13 protein-coding genes are annotated in these 16,518 nt (G+C 70.4%); 12 read left to right on the top strand and 1 reads right to left on the bottom strand.

Annotation, left to right across the window (positions count from 1 at the left end; translation table 11 throughout):
* Nucleotides 1–123: 123 nt before the first annotated feature.
* From QZW52_RS03225 to QZW52_RS03280, 12 genes are all read left to right on the top strand, one after another.
* Nucleotides 124–1,548 (top strand): glycosyltransferase family 2 protein, encoded by a 1,425-nt coding sequence (locus QZW52_RS03225; protein ID WP_293995209.1) that lies wholly within the window; start codon nucleotides 124–126, stop codon nucleotides 1,546–1,548.
* Nucleotides 1,545–3,131 (top strand): hypothetical protein, encoded by a 1,587-nt coding sequence (locus QZW52_RS03230; RefSeq protein ID WP_293995211.1) that lies wholly within the window; start codon nucleotides 1,545–1,547, stop codon nucleotides 3,129–3,131. Before QZW52_RS03225 ends, QZW52_RS03230 begins: the two co-directional genes overlap by 4 nt.
* On the top strand, nucleotides 3,128–5,035 hold the full coding sequence (locus tag QZW52_RS03235; protein ID WP_293995214.1) for a polysaccharide deacetylase family protein: 1,908 nt from the start codon (nucleotides 3,128–3,130) through the stop codon (nucleotides 5,033–5,035). Before QZW52_RS03230 ends, QZW52_RS03235 begins: the two co-directional genes overlap by 4 nt.
* A 23-nt stretch (nucleotides 5,036–5,058) precedes the next feature.
* A complete protein-coding gene (wecB, locus tag QZW52_RS03240) occupies nucleotides 5,059–6,222 on the top strand; it encodes a non-hydrolyzing UDP-N-acetylglucosamine 2-epimerase (protein ID WP_293995218.1) in 1,164 nt (387 codons plus the stop codon).
* 1 nt (nucleotide 6,223) lies between these two features.
* Nucleotides 6,224–7,060 (top strand): YaiO family outer membrane beta-barrel protein, encoded by an 837-nt coding sequence (locus QZW52_RS03245; RefSeq protein WP_293995221.1) that lies wholly within the window; start codon nucleotides 6,224–6,226, stop codon nucleotides 7,058–7,060.
* 3 nt (nucleotides 7,061–7,063) lie between these two features.
* The gene (locus tag QZW52_RS03250; RefSeq protein WP_293995225.1) at nucleotides 7,064–7,915 is read left to right on the top strand and encodes a hypothetical protein; all 852 of its coding nucleotides are present in this window, start codon (nucleotides 7,064–7,066) and stop codon (nucleotides 7,913–7,915) included.
* 42 nt (nucleotides 7,916–7,957) lie between these two features.
* Nucleotides 7,958–9,199, top strand: a complete 1,242-nt coding sequence (locus QZW52_RS03255) for a hypothetical protein (protein ID WP_293995228.1) — start codon at nucleotides 7,958–7,960, stop codon at nucleotides 9,197–9,199.
* Between the two features lie 71 nt (nucleotides 9,200–9,270).
* Entirely contained in the window at nucleotides 9,271–11,436 is a 2,166-nt protein-coding gene (locus QZW52_RS03260) for a polysaccharide deacetylase family protein (protein WP_293995231.1), read from the top strand.
* A gap of 25 nt (nucleotides 11,437–11,461) precedes the next feature.
* Complete coding sequence (locus QZW52_RS03265) at nucleotides 11,462–13,687, top strand: polysaccharide deacetylase family protein (RefSeq protein ID WP_293995234.1); 2,226 nt, start codon at nucleotides 11,462–11,464, stop codon at nucleotides 13,685–13,687.
* 103 nt (nucleotides 13,688–13,790) lie between these two features.
* On the top strand, nucleotides 13,791–14,114 hold the full coding sequence (locus QZW52_RS03270; protein ID WP_293995237.1) for a YkvA family protein: 324 nt from the start codon (nucleotides 13,791–13,793) through the stop codon (nucleotides 14,112–14,114).
* Nucleotides 14,115–14,147: 33 nt separating this feature from the next.
* Nucleotides 14,148–14,378: an RNA-binding S4 domain-containing protein gene (locus QZW52_RS03275; RefSeq protein ID WP_293995239.1), complete on the top strand. Its 231-nt coding sequence runs from the start codon at nucleotides 14,148–14,150 to the stop codon at nucleotides 14,376–14,378.
* Between the two features lie 26 nt (nucleotides 14,379–14,404).
* Entirely contained in the window at nucleotides 14,405–15,331 is a 927-nt protein-coding gene (locus tag QZW52_RS03280; protein WP_293995242.1) for a Tim44 domain-containing protein, read from the top strand.
* Nucleotides 15,332–15,337: 6 nt separating this feature from the next.
* On the opposite strand, the gene QZW52_RS03285 is transcribed toward QZW52_RS03280, so the two are convergent.
* Entirely contained in the window at nucleotides 15,338–16,516 is a 1,179-nt protein-coding gene (locus QZW52_RS03285; protein WP_293995244.1) for a GGDEF domain-containing protein, read from the bottom strand.
* Between the last annotated feature and the right edge of the window lie 2 nt (nucleotides 16,517–16,518).

Raw genomic sequence — 16,518 nt, forward strand, 5'->3', positions numbered from 1 at the left:
CCACCTTAAGCACTGCGCAAAAACACACAAAAAGTCACACATTTGGGTTTATTCTTACATGCAGACACCAATACATCTCCCTTTTTCGCCCCGAACCGCGCCCGAGTCGCCCCCGAATTGCACATGACATCCACCCATTCTCGCCATCCGCACCCCCTGCTCCAATGTGGCACACGCGGTCTGGGCTGGCTGCTGATTGCCGACCGGGCACAGGCCGCGGACAGCGCCCCCTGGCTGCGCGTGTCGCTGGAAAGCCCGCTCGGCCCCGCCTGGGCCTGGACGCTGCTGGTGGTGATGCTGGTCATCGTCGTGCTGCTGGCGGCCTACACCTTCCGCCACTACTGGTTCTCGCTGAACCGCCTGTTCGGCGACCAGCGCCACCCCTACGCCAGCGTCGTCAGCGCCGACTGGCCGCGCGTGACCATCTTCGTGGCCGCGCACAACGAGGAGGCGGTGATCGAGGATTGTCTGGTCAACCTGATGGGCGTGGACTATCCCGAAGACCGGATGCTGGTGGTGCCGGTGAACGACCGCTCCAAGGACCGCACCCGGGAGATCATCGACGCCGTGGTCGCGCGTTTCCCCGGCCGCATCCGCCCCTTCCACCGCGTCGATGGCAAGCCCGGCAAGGCCGCGGCGCTGAAGGACGCCACCGAGACGGTGGACACCGACTTCATCATCGTCTTCGACGCGGACTACCTGCCCTCGCGCGGGCTGATCCGGCGGCTGATGGCGCCGTTCTTCGACCCGGAGGTGGGCGCGGTGATGGGCCGCGTCGTGCCGCAGAACTGCGGGGCGAACCTGCTGACACGGCTGCTCGATCTGGAACGCTCCGGCGGCTACCAGGTGGACCAGCAAGCGCGCATGAACCTGGGACTGGTGCCGCAGTACGGTGGCACGGTGGGCGGGATCCGGCTCTCGGCGCTGCATTCGGTGGGCGGCTGGCACGACGACGTGCTGGCCGAAGACACCGACCTCACCTACCGGCTGCTGCTCGGGAGCTGGAAGACGATCTACCAGAACCGCGCCGAGTGCTACGAGGAGGTGCCGCAGAACTGGTCCGTGCGCACGCGCCAGATCAAGCGGTGGGCGAAGGGGCACAACCAGGCGATGTGGCGCCACACGGTGGCGCTGCTGCGGCAGTCGGACCTGCGCTGGCGGGAGCGGATCGACGGCGTGCTGCTGCTGGGCGTCTACATCATGGCGCCGGTGCTGATCATCGGCTGGGTGGTGAGCCTGCTGCTGTACTTCACGGTGTCGGTGCAGTGGATCGCCCCGGCGCTGATGCTGATGGCGTTCATGACGCACGGGGCGCTGGGCAACTTCGCCGCCTTCTTCGAGATCGCCGCGGCCACCCACATGGACCGCTCGCACCACCGCATCCGGCTGCTGGCGTTCAACTGGCTGGGCTTCATCGTCAGCGCGGTGGCGATCACCCGCGGCGCGCTGGAGCAGATGGTGCTCGACCGCATCGGCGCGCCCAAGTTCCAGTGGGACAAGACCATCCGCTACCGCACGGCGCCCGCCAAGCCAGGGGCACCGGCATGAGGGCCGCCGTGCTGCTGCTGGTGCTGACGCTGCTGGTCGTGCTGCTGCCGCTGTGGCCGGCGTTCCGCGAATGGTGGAAGCCGACCGACGTGACGCCGCTGCCCATCGACGAGACCGACGCGCTGGAGCCGGAGTACCTGGCGCGGCGCTTTTCGGGCTTGCTCATGCCGGCGCTGGAGCATGGGCTGATCGCGCTGGGCGGGGTGCCGCTGGTGCATCTGCCCGCCAACGCCATCCACGCCCCCTGGCCACTCAACGCGCAAGAAGTCCGCACGGGCCGCACCCGGCGCATCTGGCACACCGAGGGCGACTGCGTGCTGCCCGAGCGGCTGCACTGTCTGGCCGAGATGTCCGCCCGCGGCGCCCTGCGCACCGCGGCCGGCCGCACCTACCGCGCCTTGCTCAGCGGCGCCCAGCTCTCCCTGGCCCCGCGCACCCGCATCATCCGCTGGGCACACGCCCACAGCCTGTCGATCGGCGACCACTGCCAGCTCCCCGCCCGCATCAGCGCCACGCAGGTGCTGGTGCTGGGACGCGAGGTGAGTTTCTCGCTGCTGCACGCGCCGGTCATCCGCTTCGCCGGGCAGGTGCCGCCGGACTGGAGCATTCCGCCGGACGGACGCTGGTCGATCGGGGTGGCCGAGGGCGTGCTCTGGGACGCAGGCAGCGGCACCGGGCGGGCGCCGCGGTCCTTGCAGGTGGCGCCGCTGCGGCGCTGGCGCGGGGATCTCGTCGGCGACAGCCATGTCGCGCTGGGCGAGGGCTGCGAGGCCGAGGGCAGCGTGCGCGCAGGCGGCTCGATCAGCCTGGGGGCGGGTTCCCGCGTCCACGGCGGGCTGGTGGCGCCGGGCGAGATCTACCTGGCCGCCGGCTGCGCCATCGGGTCGTCGATCGTGTCGGAGACGCTGGTGGTGCTGGGCGCGGGTTGCGTGGTCGGCGTGCCGGGGGCGCACGCCACGGTGCGGGCGCCGCGGGTCGAGATCGGCAAGGGCGTCGTGGTGCATGGTACGGTCTGGTCCGGCCAGCACCTGCGCACCACCACCGGCCCGCAGGACGGGGATCTGGACCCGATGGACGAGTCCGGACTCGGCGCCGCGGTGCGCTGGAACGCGGTCTCCGGCCGCGGGCTGGCGAACGCGGACCTGACCATCCCGGCGCTGCGCCAGTGGGGCGGCGATCTGGTCTGCCAAGGCGATCTGGCGCTGGGTCCGCGCTGCCACGCCCGCGGCAGCCTGAAGAGCCACGGCGACCTCGGCATCGGCCCCGGCGTGCAGGTGGACGGCAGCGTGGTCGCGCAAGGCGATGTGCTGATCGGCGCGGGCAGCCACGTCGGCGGCTCGGTGCTGTCGGAAACCGCCGTCGTGCTCGGCCCCGGCTGCACCATCGGCACGCCCGAGCACCCGGCCACCGTCAGCGCCCCGCGCATCGAGGTGGCGCTGGGCGTGGTGGTCCACGGCACGGTCTGGGCGGGAGCCAGCGGCGACGCGGTCGGGGCGCTGCAGATCGACACCGAGGTCGAGCTGGACGAGCACCTGCCCGATCTGCCGCAGTTGCCCGCCCTGCCGGGGAGGGCTGCCGCATGAGCGCCACACGGAACACTGGCTGGCTGGCCCGGATCGCCGGGTGGAACTGGGGCCGCGTGCTGATGGCACTGCTGCTGCTTGGCGCGGCAGGTGCCACCTGGTGGCAGGTGCGCGCTGGCAAGCTGCCGGACAACGTGCAACGGATCGTCCTGCTGCTGCCCGACGCCGAGCTGAACGATCCCGTGCAGGTGCGCGCCTGGCAGGACGCGGCCGAAGAGCTGGGCGTCAACCTCGACACCCAGACCGCTTCACAGGTGATGCGCGCCGGGCGGCAGGCACAGGGCACGGCCTTCATCCTGCCCGACACACTGCACCGCCGCATGAGCGACGTGCTGATCGGCCACCTGCGCGAGCGGGTGCGCGCCGGGGACTCGCTGATGCTGGTGCATGACGCCGGCCTGTCCGACATCGACGGCCGCTACCGCGAGGACCGCGCGCGGCTGTCGGACCTGGCTGGCGTGCAGTACGGGCTGTATGGCGCGCTGAAGACCGGGATGCTGCGCGACGCACCGGCCTGGGTCGTGCCGACGCAGGTGCAGGCACTGGGCATTCCGCCGGGCAAGCTGGTGCGCGGCGAGGAAGGAAGACCGTACACCAGCGCCCAGCCCGCCTCCAGCCCGGACGAGCCGCTGTCGATCGCCGGCTATGTCTACGGCGCGCTGAAATACCCCACCTTCGTCACCCGTGGCGCCTACGACGGCACCCGGCTGATGAACGCCCCCGACGGCAGCCTCGTTGCCGGGCTGCACCGCTTCGGCGCCGGGCAGGTGCTGTTCGTCAACCTGCCGCTGACGCAGTTGAAGGTCCGCACCGACGGGCTGCTGCTGCACAGCTTCCTGCAGTACTTCGCCGAGCGCGTGGTGGGCGCGCCGCAGCTCTCGCCGATGCCGCAGGGGCGCGGCGCGGTGGTGATGAACTGGCACATCGACGACCGCAAGGCGCTCCCGGCGCTGGAGCGGGCCGCCGAGATGGGCGCGTTCAAGCAAGGCCCCTACTCCATCCACTTCACCGCCGGACCCGATGTCAACGAGGAAGGTGACGGCAAGGGCATGGACCTGAGCAACAACCCGCAGGCGCAGGACTGGGTGCGCCGCCTGGGTGCGGCCGGCCACGAGATCGGCAGCCACGGCGGCTGGATCCACAACTGGTTCGGCTCGCGGGCGGACAAGCTCGACCGGGAGGTGGTGGCGTCGCTGATCGAACGCAACTCGGCGCTGCTGCTGGAGGTGGGCGGGCGGCCGGTGCGCGAATACTCGGCCCCGGTCGGCAACCACCCCGCCTGGACCACCGCCTGGCTGCGCAAGCGGGACATCCGCTCCTACTACTTCACCGGCAACACCGGCATGGCGCCGACCCGCAGCTACCAGGATGGCGTGCGCCCGCTGCCGGACATCTGGTCGTACCCGGTGCTGAATTTCGGCGTCTACGCCTCGTTCGAGGAGGCGAAGGCCGACCAGTTGCCGGAAATCGAGGTGGCCGCCTGGCTGACCGACGTGAACCGCTTCTGCGCCGACCACCGCACGCTGCGGCTGGTGTATTTCCACCCGATCGGGCTGGTGATGTACCCGCAGGCGTTCCAGCGCTGGCTGGAGAGCGGCAAGGAACTCGCCAACCAGGGCCGCCTGCGCTGGATGACGATGGCCCAGTACAGCACCTTCGCCAACGCGCGCCTGCGCACCCGCTGGACGCTCACCGACTCCAGCCAGAGCGCCAGCACGCCCAGCCAGCAGCTCGAAGCCCACCACCCGCAGTCGCTCGACGGCATGGCCTGGCTGCTGCCGCGCAGCCGCTACGGCCAGCCCACCGTCGTCAGCGGCGAGGCCGTGGTGGACGAGGTGGACGGCCAGTGGCGCGTGGTCGCCGGACCCGGCACCGGGCTGCGCCTGCACCTGCCCCTCTCCTGAACCCGCAACGTCTGCGACCCCCCATGCAACGACCCATCCTCATCTCCGTCGGCACCCGTCCTGAAATCATCAAGATGGCGCCCGTCCACAGCGAACTGCGCCGCCGCGGCCTGCCCGTGGCCTGGGTCCACACCGGCCAGCACCGGGAAATGGCGCAGCCGCTCTACGAATTCTTCGGCATCGCACCGGAGCACGAGATCACGCTGGAGCGCCGCAACGGCCAGCTCTCGCACCTGAACGCGCTGCTGCTCGAAGGGCTGTCCGAAGTGTTCGAGCGCACGCAGCCCCGCGCCGTCCTGGTCCACGGCGACACGACCAGCACGCTGGCCTCGGCGCAGGCGGCGTTCTACCAGGGCGTGCCGATCGGCCACGTCGAGGCGGGCCTGCGCACCTTCAACCACCGCGAGCCGTTTCCCGAGGAGATGAACCGCGAGCTGACCGCCCGGCTGGCGCACTGGCATTTCGCGCCGACCGCCAAGGCCGCCACCAACCTGCGCAACGAAGGCGTGCGCCCGCCCGGCATCCACACCGTCGGCAACACCGCGGTCGATGCGGCGCTGGCTGGCACGGCGCGGGTCGAGTCGCTGCTTGCCGCGGGCCACGCCGTGCTGCCGGCCGCGCTGGACCTGCTGCGCGAAGGGCTGGCGCACCGCCGCTGGCGCCTCGTCACCGTCACCGCCCACCGCCGCGAGAACTGGGGCGAAGGCATCGACCACATCGCCCGCGCCGTGGCGGACCTGCTGGACGCGCACCCGGACCTGGCCGTGGTCTGGCCCGTGCATGGCAACCCGGCGGTGAGCGACGCGGTGCAGGCGGCGCTGGGCGAGAAGGCGCGCCGGCTGGAAGGTCGCCTGACGCTGTGTGCGCCGCTGGAATATCCCGCGCTGCTCTGGTGCCTGCACCACAGCGTGCTCGCGCTGACCGACTCGGGCGGCATCCAGGAGGAGGGCGCGGCGCTGTCCTGCCCGGTGCTGGTGCTGCGCAACACGACCGAGCGGCCGGAGCTGATCGACGCAGGCGCGGGCGTGATCGTCGGCACCGACCGGGCGCGCATCGTCCGGACCGTCTCGCACCTCTTCCACGACGCCGCCGCGCTGCAGGCCATGCGCGACGCGGTCAATCCGTTCGGCGACGGCACCACGGCGCAGCAGATCGCCGATGTGCTGCAACACGATCTGGGGGTCTGAGATGCACCGCCTGCCCCCCCTCATTGCGCTGCCTGTCCTGTCCGCCCTGCTGCTGCTCGCGGGCCTTGCCTCGGCCGAGGAAACGCCTGCGCCCGCCACCGAACCACCGGTCCAGGCCACCGCACCGGCACGCCGCGGCCAGCTCGAACTCACCCAGCGCCAGAGCCGCTACAGCAGCGGCCTGCCCGCCGGACAGGCCACCCACCTGCGCGGCCACTGGGCACTGAGCCAGGACACGGTACTCAACGCCGAGTTGCTGTCGGAGAAGAAGTTCGACGCCCGCGGTGGTGTGGCCGCGGTCGGGGCCACGCAGAACCTGGACCCCGACTGGTTCGTCAGCGCCAGCCTGACCCGTGGCTGGGGTGGCCCGAACTGGGCACGTACCCGCGTGGATGGCGCCGTCTCGCGCAAGTGGGGCGCCGACCGCCAGCTCGTGACCACGCTGGGCCTGTACCGCGCCAACTTCGACGCCAGCCGCAGCGACCGCGGCCTGCGCGTGTCGGCGAACTACTACCTGAACCACTTCGCCGTGCTGGAAGGCGGCGCCACCTTCAACACCAGCCACCCAGGCAAGGTCCGCTCGCAGATGCCCTACCTGGCGCTGACGCTGGGCACCGAGGGACTGCAGTTCCTCACCCTGCGTGCCAGCCGCGGCAGCGAGGCGTACCAGAGCGTGGGCACGGCAGCGCAACTGGTCGATTTCGACAGCCAGGCGTACAGCGTGGATTGGCGCTACTGGCTCGCCCCCGACTGGGGCATGGCGCTGCACGCCGAGCGTTACCTGAACCCCAGCTACCGCCGCACCACCGTCGGCGGCGGCCTGTTTCTGCAACTGTGAGCCATGTTCCATTTCTTGCGCCCCCCCGCCCGCCCGGACTTCCAGCACTCGGTGCAACACGCCGTGCTGGGCGAACTCACGCCCCGCGGTGCCCGCGGCGGGCGGGTGCAGATGCACCGCTCGATCTGGGGCCTGCACCTGCCGCCGCACCGGCTGGCCGGCTCCGTCCTGCTGGCTGTGGTCCTGACGGCCGTGCTCGTGCTGCTGCGGCAGTCGATCGCCACGCTGTGGTCCACCGAGCTGCTGTGGTGGCTGACGCGCATGGAGCTGTCCGGGCGGTTTTCGGCCATCACCGAGCACGGCAACCTGCCCTTCCAGATCGCCACCCCGGTCATCACGCTGTTCGTCAGCGCGCCGCTGCAGACGACGCTGGTGTTCAACGGCATCGGGGTGGTGGCGGTGTGGTGGCTGGCCGGGTTGCTGCCGGACGTGGCGCGGCCGGGCTGCTACCTGCTGCGCTTCGCCGCGATCATCCACGGGGCGGCGGTGCTGTTCTTCTGGATCTGGCCGGCGAGCTTTCCGCACTCGGTCAACGAGCACATCGGCAACGGCCTGCAGCAGTGCTGGGCGCTGATGCTGCTGGCGCCGTGGATCCACCTCTGCACCTACTACCTCTTCGCCGTGACCTGGGGGCAGCGGATCGCGCTGACCCTGCTGACCTGGGCCTACCTGTTCCTCCTCGCGCCGCTGCTGTTCGCGCTGCACGCCCTGGCGCTGCACGGCTGGGGCTTGCTCGCCATGCCGCTGCTGCACCTGCTGTTCGGCGTGATGGTGGCCATCATCGGTTTCGTGGCGCTCTATGGCTGGGCCATGGGCTGGGCCAACGCACGCCTGCAACCTGCGCCCATCCCTTGACCTGATCGACTTGACTTGCTTGACTGGACTCCGGATTCCCTCATGACCATGCCCTCCAAACCCACTCTGGCCGCGGCCGCCCTGGCCTGCTGCGTCTGGGCCTCGGCCGGTGCGCAGGTCAACGCCGCCACGCCGCCGATGGACAGCCTGTGTCCGCCCGGCACGCTGGTGGACGCGGCCTTCCGTGACGCCGCCGTGCTGACGATGCGGCAACTCGTCGTGCGCGCACCGGGCCAGAACAGCCACGGGGCCGTGCGCCGCGCCCTCGCCGCCGCACACATCGACGGCCAGAAGCGGCCGTGGCACCACATCGCCGCCTACGAAGGCAACCTCGGCCTGATCGGCGCGCTGCGGGTCGATCCCAGCCTGCGCACCGAGGCCGCCGACTGGCTGCGCTGGCAAGTGCGCCACCTGCCGTTACGGGGCACGGACCAGGGGGTGCTGCACGACCGCTGGGTGCTGGCGGACGGCACGCAGGAGTCGATGTGCCCGCCCGACATCGACGCCCGCCACTGCAACCAGATCGACGCCACCGACAGCACGATCGCCTCGCTGTTCCTCATGGCCAAAGCCTACGTGGACAACGGTGGGGACGCGACGCTGCTGCGCGAGCCGGCGGTGCGGCTGGCGCTGGAGCGGGCCGCGGCCACCCAGGTGCGGCTGCAGCAGACCAACGGCCTGAGCTGGGCCAAGCGCGACCACCCGGTGGCCTACCTGATGGACGCCGTGGAGGTGGCTGCGGGCTGGAGGGCGCTGGCCTTCGTGCAGGACAAGGTCTGGGCGCAACCCCAGGCGGCCCAGACCAGCCGCGACCGCGCCCAGCGCACCGGCAGCGGCATCGAGCAACAGCTCTGGGACGCAGGCGCTGGCCTGTGGCGGGTCAGCCAGGACGCCGCCTCGGCGCAGACCAGCCGCTGGTACCCCGACACGATGGCGCAGGCGTGGCCGCTGCTGTGGAGCACGTCCGGCCAGCCCGCCAGTTTCCAGGCATCGCGCAGCGCCTGGCCCCGCGCCGCCGCCCAGTGGCGCACCAACGACAACGCCTGGCAGGCGCGCAATGTCGATCCGGCGGGCTTCTGGTGGCCGGCGGCGGCCGTGGCGGCGCACTGCGTCGGCGACACCGCGGCGGCCGTGGACTGGGTGGCGCGTGCGCGTGCCGCGTGGCTCAAGCCGGCCGCGCCGTTCGCCTGGCCCTTCCAGGTCAGCGACCTGCTGTGGCTGCTCTGGCTGGCCGAGCCGGGGCCGCCGCAGGCGCCGTTGCCAATACCCGCTCCCGCCGGCTGAGCACGCCGGCCGGACCCGTTCAACACGCCATTCCACGCCATTTCACGCCATTCCAATTCAGGAGAGAACACATGCCCCCGAACAACCCCAACACACCCACCCGCCTCGCTGCCGCCCTGCTGCTTGCACTGGGCCTGGTCGCCCCCGGTACCCAGGCGGCGGTGGTCCGCGACACGCTGGTGATGCTGGTGCCCGATGGTGCCAACGTTGCGGCGTGGCCGGTCAAGGTCTGGACCGACTCGGCCGCCGAGGAAGGCATCCGGCTGCAGACGATGACGGACACGCAGTTCCTCGCGCTCGGCACTGGCGCGGCGGCGCAGATCGCCGGCCTGATCCTGCCCGACAGCGCCCACCAGCAGGCCAGCGACGCGGTGGTCGCCGCCGTGACGCAGTACGCCAACCTCGGCGGCAAGCTGATGCTGGTCTACGACGCGGGTGCGCTGACCGCCAGCGGCGTCTACGCGCCGGGCAAGTCGCGCTTCTCGGCGCTGGCCGGGGTGGACTACACGCTCTACGACACGCTGCTCGACCGCATGGTCGGTTTCGGCCCGGTGGTCGGCGACGCCACCGCGCTCGACACCCTGCGGCTGCCGCCCGGCAAGTCGATGGCCTGGTCCACGCCGCTGACCATCGCCCGCACCACCAGCGCCAGCACCCAGTTCGTGCAGACCACCGCCGCCGATCCAGTCGGTACCAAGGCGATGCGCAGCTTCATCGAGGCCCGCGCGCTCAAGCGGATCGACGAAAGCTCCCGCAACGTGCGCAGCGCGCAGACGCTCACGCCGCAGGCCGTGCGCGACCTGCTCGGCCTGACCAGCCTGCCCGCCACGACCAGCCTCAAGCTCGCGCCCAAGGTCACGGGCGCGACCGCCACATCGGTCACGGGCAACACGGCCACCGTCGCTGCCGCAGCCGCCACGGGCACCGTCTCCGCCGCCGCGGTCACGGTCGCCCAGCCCAGGGCCATCAGCAGCTACGGCTACGGCTACCTCGACTACTTCAGCTTCGTGACACAAGGCAGCTACGCCGGCACGCCCTACCTCGCCTCGCCCGACCACGGCCTGGTCGCCGGCAGCCGCCCGGTGGGCAGCGGCAACGTGCTGTTCGTCAACCTGCCCCTGGGCTACTTCAAGGCCATCGGCACCGACAGCGCCCCGCTGCACGGCTTCCTCAACCTCTTCGCCCGCCAGCACGTCCAGATGCCGACGATGTCCGTGCAGCCCAAGGGCATCGGCGGCCTGGTCTACAACTGGCATGTGGACGACGGCGACGACCTGACCGCCGATCTGAAGGCGCTGCTGGACGCCAACGTGCTGCTCAAGCGCGGCCCGTTCTCGATCCACTTCACGGCCGGGCCGGACACCGTTGCCCTCGGCGATGGCCTGGGGATGCACCTGGACACCAGTGCGGCCTCGCAGACGCAGTTCAAGCGCGTGAAGTCGCTGGCGGTCGGCCATGAACTGGCCTCGCACGGGGGCTGGAACCACGACCTCTTCGGCCTGGGCGCCAACGAGACCAACCAGACCACCTACCAGCCCTGGCTGGAGCTGAACTTCGCGGCCGTGGAGCGCCAGTACGGCAAGAAGACCACCGAATACTCGGCGCCGCAGGGCAACAACCCGACCTGGGCGGTGAACTGGCTGGAGAACCGCGGCGTCACTGGCATGTACTTCGTCGGCGACACCGGCGCGGCGGCGGTGCGGTCGTGGCGGGCCGGCAGCCGGCTGAGCAACAAGGTCTGGAGCTTCCCGCTGTCGCCGTTCGAGAAGTACGGCACCTTCGAGGAGTTCGACGAGTTCGGCGTGACCGACGCGGTGTCGGGCCAGTGGCTGCTCGACCTGCAGACCTTCGTCGTGAACAAGCGCACCAACCGCATGTTCTACAACCACCCGCCCGGCGCCCGCGGCCACGTCCCGGCCCTCACGCCCCTGATGACCGCCGCCGACACGCTGCAGGCCGCCGGCAAGTTCCGCTGGTACACGATGACGCAGCTCGCCCAGTTCGGCGAGCGCCGCCTGGCCACCACCTGGAGCGCCGCCAGCAGCCTCGGCATCGCCACCTTCACGGCCGCGCACCCGACCTCGCTGGCCGACATGACCTGGCTGCTGCCCAAGGCGCGCTACGCCGCCCCACGCATCACCGCCGGCGCGGGCGCTGTCAACACCGCCGATGCGACCGACTGGGTCGTCACCGCCACCAGCGGCACCGCGCTGAAGTTCACCGCCGCAGAGCGTTGATCCCCACCACACCCAAGGAGCCAACATGACCCGACATCCCTCGCCATCCCTGCTGCCCTTGCAACGCCTCGCCGGCGCGCTGCTGCTGGCCGGTCTGACCGCCTTCACCGCCGCCGCACACGCCGCTCCGATCAAGGACAGCCTCGTGCTGCTCGTGCCCGACAACGCCGACCTCAACAGTTGGCCGGTCAAGGTCTGGGCCGACACGGCGCAGGAGGAAGGCTACCGGCTGCAGACGATGACCGACGCGCAGTTCCTGGCGCTCGGCACCACGGCGGCGGCCAGCATCGCCGGCCTCGTCGTGCCCGACAGCGCCCACATCCAGGCCAGCGACGCGGTGGTTGCCGCCGTCAAGCAATACGCCAACCTCGGCGGCAAGCTGATGCTGGTCTATGACGCGGGCGCACTGACCAGCTCGGCCGTCTACGCGCCGATCAAGTCGCGTTTTTCGGATCTGGTGGGCGTGGACTACGTGCTGTACGAGTCGCTGCGGGACCGGGTGGTCGGCTTCGGGCCGGTGGTCGGCACGCGGGCGCGGCTGGACAGCCTGTCGCTGCCGCCGGGCAAGTACGCGCCGTGGGGGGCCGTGACCAGCGTGGCGGGCGCGGCGCCGGCAGCGGCCTTCGTGCCGGCGTCGCCCGTGGACGCGGGCGGGTCGAAGCACATGCGCCCGGCCATCGAGGCGCGGGCCCTGCGCGCTGTCGATGAAGGCTCGGTCAACGTCCGGCTGCTGCGCACGCAGACGCTGCGCAACCTGCTGGGCCTGAGCAGCAATCCGGTGTCGGCCGCGGGCGCGGCGGTCACGGTCACGTCCAAGGTCGCCACCGCCTCGCCGGCCATCGACCAGCACGTCGGCGATGTGGTCGCCAACACCACGACCCTGCTCAAGACCCTGCTGCAAGGCAGCACCACCGTCAACGTCACCGGCACCCCCACCGCCGCCGACACCCAGCTCAACGCCATCAGCGGCTACGGCTACGGCACGATCGACTACTTCAGCTACGTCACGCAGGGCAGCTTCCCAGGCAGCGTCTACCTGTCCTCGCCCGACCACGGGCTGGTGGCCGGCGTGCGCCCGACGGGCAGCGGCAAGGTGATGTTCGTCAATCTGCCGCTGGGCTACTTCAAGGCCATCGGCACCGACAGCGCGCCGCTGCACGGCTTCCTGAACCTCTTCGCCACCGAACAGGTGGGGCTGCCCAAGATGTCGATGCAGCCGCGCGGCAAGGGCGGGCTGATCTACAACTGGCACGTCGATGACGGCGACGATCTGCTGTCGGACGCGAAGTACCTGCTCGACAGCACCTCGGTGCTCAAGCGCGGGCCGTTCTCGATCCACTTCACCGCCGGTCACGACGTGGTCACGCTGGGCGACAACAACGGCATGTTCCTGGACACCAACCCGAAGTCGCAAGACCTCGTGCGGCGACTGGGCAACCTCGGCAACTGGGCCGGCAAGCTCCCCGTGCAGCACGAACTCGGCTCCCACGGCGGCTGGAACCACGACCTCTACGGCCTCGGCGCCAACGAGACCAACGCCGCCACCTACCTGCCCTGGTTGGAGCTGAACTTCGCCGCCATCGAGCGCGTGACGGGCAAGAAGATCCGCGAATACTCGGCCCCGGTCGGCAACAACCCGACCTGGGCGGTGAACTGGCTGGAGAACCGCGGCGTCAACAGCATGTACTTCGTCGGCGACACGGGCGCGCCCGGCGTGCGCTCGTGGCGGGCCGGCAACCGGCTGTCGAAGGCGCTGTGGAGCTACCCGATCGTGCCGCTGGGCAAGTACGCCACCTTCGAGGAGTTCGGGCTGTTCGGCATCTCGGACGCCACCTCGGGCCAGTGGCTGATCGACCTGCAGGACTTCGTGGTGAACCACCGCACGAACCGGCTGTTCTACAACCACCCGCCGGGCGCCCGCGGCCACCTGCCGGCCCTGCAGCCGATGCTGGCGCGGGCCGATCTGCTGCAGGTCTTCGGGCAGTTCCAGTGGTACACGATGGGCCAGATGGCGGCGTTCTCGCAGCAACGCCTGGCCACCACCTGGAGTGCGACCACCGCCAGCGGCCTGACCACGTTCAACGCCAGCCACCCGACCTCGCTGAAGGACCAGACCTGGGTGCTGCCGCGCAGCAGGTTCGGCACACCGCTCGTGACGGCGGGCAGCGCCTCGGTCACGGCCGACAGCAACGAGTGGATCATCGCGGCCAACGGCGGCACGCAACTGCGCTTCGTCGCCGCGCCACGCTGACGCCTTGGAGGCACCACGACTTCCGTTCAGGCAGCGGGCGGAATCTTGTCGCAGAATCCGCTCGCCCGTCACCCCGACGGGTTGTTCCTGCCGGAGGTGGCCCATGTGGAAACGTGTCGCAGTGGTGTGGACGCTGGTGAAGGTGGATGCGCGCGTGCTCTGGTACGCGCTGCAGCATCCGCAGTCGCCGCGCTGGCTCAAGGTCGGCGTGGTCGGCATGGTGGCGTATCTGCTCTCGCCGATCGACCTGATCCCGGACGTGATCCCGGTGATCGGCGTGGTCGATGACCTGGTGCTGATCCCGCTGGCCATGCGCTGGCTGCTCAAGCGGCTGCCGGCGGCGATCCGCGACTACGCCGAGCGCCGCGCCCGCGGCGAGTCGGTGGACAAGGCCGACCGGCCCACGGTGGTGCGCGTCGTGGACTGACGGGGCATTGGCGACTGGCGTAGGATCAGGCCCATGAACCTGATCGATTTCGAACTGCGGGGCGACTTCATTCCCTTGGACGCCCTGCTCAAGGCCACCAGCGTCGCCCACAGCGGTGGCGCGGCCAAGATGCTGGTGGCCGATGGCGCTGTCCAGGTGGATGGTCAGCCCGAGTCCCGCAAGACCTGCAAGATCCGCGCGGGACAAGTCGTCACCGTGGCCGCTGCGCACACGCGCATCCGGATCCACACGCCGGCGCTCTGAACCCCCTTTCCACCCTAGAGGTCAAGATGAACCGATTCTGGCGTACCGCCGTGTGTGTACTCGCCCTGTGTACGGCCCTGGCTCCCGCGTTGTCCGAGGCCAAGCGCCTGGGCGGTGGCGGGTCTTCCGGCATGCAGCGCAGCCTGCCCTCCAAGAGCACGCCGGCACAGAACGCACCGGCGCAAGCCCCGCAACAGGCCGCCCCGACCGCTCCGATGGCGGGCGCCGCCGCAACGGGCGTCGCCGCGGCCAAGAAGCGTTCCTGGATGGGTCCGCTGGCCGGGCTGGCGGCCGGTCTGGGCATTGCCGCCTTGATGAGCCACTTCGGCATGGGTGAAGCCTTCGGCAACATCCTGATGGTCGCGCTGCTGGTCATGGCCGCGCTGGCCGCCTTCGCGTGGTTCAAGCGCCGCTCGGTGGGGGGCGATCAGCGTCCGGCCCTGGCCAGTGCCAGTGCCGGTGCTGCACCCTTGTCGATGGACAGCCCCGCACAGCGTTCGGCGCACAGCGTGAGCTGGCCGGGCAGCGCGGCGGCGAGCTTCTCCGCACCCGATGCAGCACCCGCCATGGTGAGCCTGCCCGCCGATTTCGATCGCCCCGGCTTCGAGCGCATCGCCCGCATGGTCTTCATCCGGATGCAGGCCGCCAACGACCGCAGCGACCTGAACGACCTGCGCGAATTCACCACGCCCGAGATGTTCGCCAGCATCCGCACCGACCTGCAGGACCGCGGCAGCCGCGCGCAGGAGACCGACGTGGCCGAGGTGCGCGCCGAGATCCTCGACTTCCTGCGGGAAGCGCAGCGCGATGTGGTCAGCGTGCGCTACACCGGCCTGATCCGCGAGGAAGCGGGCAAGGATGCGACGCCGTTCGACGAGGTCTGGCACCTGGTCCAGCCCAGCGACCGCAGCCGCAACTGGGCCATCGCCGGCATCCAGCAGACCACCGGCTGAGCCGGTTCAGGCCACCATCGCCTGGTTGCGCCCGCCCAGCTTGGCGCGGTAGAGCTGGTCATCGGCTTGCCCGTACAGGGATTCGATGGTCAGCTCGGCGCTGTCGAGGTGGGGCTGGCGCAGGTCCGCCACGGCCACGCCCGCCGACACGGTGATGCGCAAGGCCGCACCCTCCCGGCCCACGAGCGCCATCGATTCGACGCTGCTGCGCACGGTTTCCACCACCTGCTGCGCACCGAGGCGGTCGGTCATGGGCAAGCCGAGGCAGAACTCCTCGCCGCCCATGCGGCCAAACACATCCGACGCCCGGATGCGCCCCCGGACAGACTCGGCGAACTGCCGCAGCACCTGATCACCCACCAGGTGGCCGTGGCGGTCGTTGACCAGCTTGAAGTGGTCCAGGTCGAACAGCACCAGCGCGATCGGCTGGCCATCGCGCCGGCAACGCTCCAGCATGTGGCCCAGCATCGTCTGGGTCACGGTGCGGTTGAAGCAGCCGGTCAGGCCGTCGCGGGCTGCCAGGTGTTCCATCTGCTGGGCCGTGCGCTCCAGACACGCCAGCACGAAACCGAAACCCGCCCCCACCGAGCTGACAAAACCCGCCAGCAGCATCAGGCCCTGGACCGTGCCGGGCTGGTCCAGGCTCGCGTAGTTGCCGGGGTCGAGTTCGGCATGCACCGCACGGACACCCAGGGCCAGGCCGCACATCGACAGCGTGATGCCCACCGTGCGCAGCGAGGTTTCAGCCCGCCAGCCATCCCGCAGCAGCACCACCACCATCGGCACGGTCTGCAAGGCCATGCACGTGCTGCTGATGCTGACGAGCCGGTGGTGGGGCCAGCCCGCAAGCCAGGCCAGCGTCAGCAGGCCCAACCCGACGGGCGTGAACAACCACAACGCGCCAGGCAACTCGCTGCCCCGCACGAAACGCCAGATCGCCCGCGTGTAGAACGCCAAGCCGGCCGTGAGCAGCACATTGGTGAGCAAGACACCCAGCACCACCGGGATCCACAAGCGCAGCGGAATCGCCACCAACCCCGCCAGAATCAGCACGCTGCCCAGCATCCAGTCGCGCAGGGCTGGCTGTTGTGCCAGCAAAGAGCGCCGTGCCAGCCCCAGGTCGAGCACCAGCATGGAGTAGCCGATCAGCAGAGCGATCAGGACGGTCGGAGTGTCAATGTGCATGC

The sequence above is a fragment of the Sphaerotilus sp. genome (assembly GCF_013299175.1).
In the GTDB taxonomy this organism is placed as follows: Bacteria; Pseudomonadota; Gammaproteobacteria; order Burkholderiales; family Burkholderiaceae_C; genus Sphaerotilus.

Coding starts and splice junctions, on each gene's coding strand:
- QZW52_RS03285 (WP_293995244.1), bottom strand. CDS start 16,516: ATGCACATTGACACTCCGACCGTCCTGATCGCTCTGCTGATCGGCTAC.
- QZW52_RS03235 (WP_293995214.1), top strand. CDS start 3,128: ATGAGCGCCACACGGAACACTGGCTGGCTGGCCCGGATCGCCGGGTGG.
- QZW52_RS03255 (WP_293995228.1), top strand. CDS start 7,958: ATGACCATGCCCTCCAAACCCACTCTGGCCGCGGCCGCCCTGGCCTGC.
- wecB (WP_293995218.1), top strand. CDS start 5,059: ATGCAACGACCCATCCTCATCTCCGTCGGCACCCGTCCTGAAATCATC.
- QZW52_RS03230 (WP_293995211.1), top strand. CDS start 1,545: ATGAGGGCCGCCGTGCTGCTGCTGGTGCTGACGCTGCTGGTCGTGCTG.
- QZW52_RS03275 (WP_293995239.1), top strand. CDS start 14,148: ATGAACCTGATCGATTTCGAACTGCGGGGCGACTTCATTCCCTTGGAC.
- QZW52_RS03260 (WP_293995231.1), top strand. CDS start 9,271: ATGCCCCCGAACAACCCCAACACACCCACCCGCCTCGCTGCCGCCCTG.
- QZW52_RS03270 (WP_293995237.1), top strand. CDS start 13,791: ATGTGGAAACGTGTCGCAGTGGTGTGGACGCTGGTGAAGGTGGATGCG.
- QZW52_RS03250 (WP_293995225.1), top strand. CDS start 7,064: ATGTTCCATTTCTTGCGCCCCCCCGCCCGCCCGGACTTCCAGCACTCG.
- QZW52_RS03225 (WP_293995209.1), top strand. CDS start 124: ATGACATCCACCCATTCTCGCCATCCGCACCCCCTGCTCCAATGTGGC.
- QZW52_RS03265 (WP_293995234.1), top strand. CDS start 11,462: ATGACCCGACATCCCTCGCCATCCCTGCTGCCCTTGCAACGCCTCGCC.
- QZW52_RS03280 (WP_293995242.1), top strand. CDS start 14,405: ATGAACCGATTCTGGCGTACCGCCGTGTGTGTACTCGCCCTGTGTACG.
- QZW52_RS03245 (WP_293995221.1), top strand. CDS start 6,224: ATGCACCGCCTGCCCCCCCTCATTGCGCTGCCTGTCCTGTCCGCCCTG.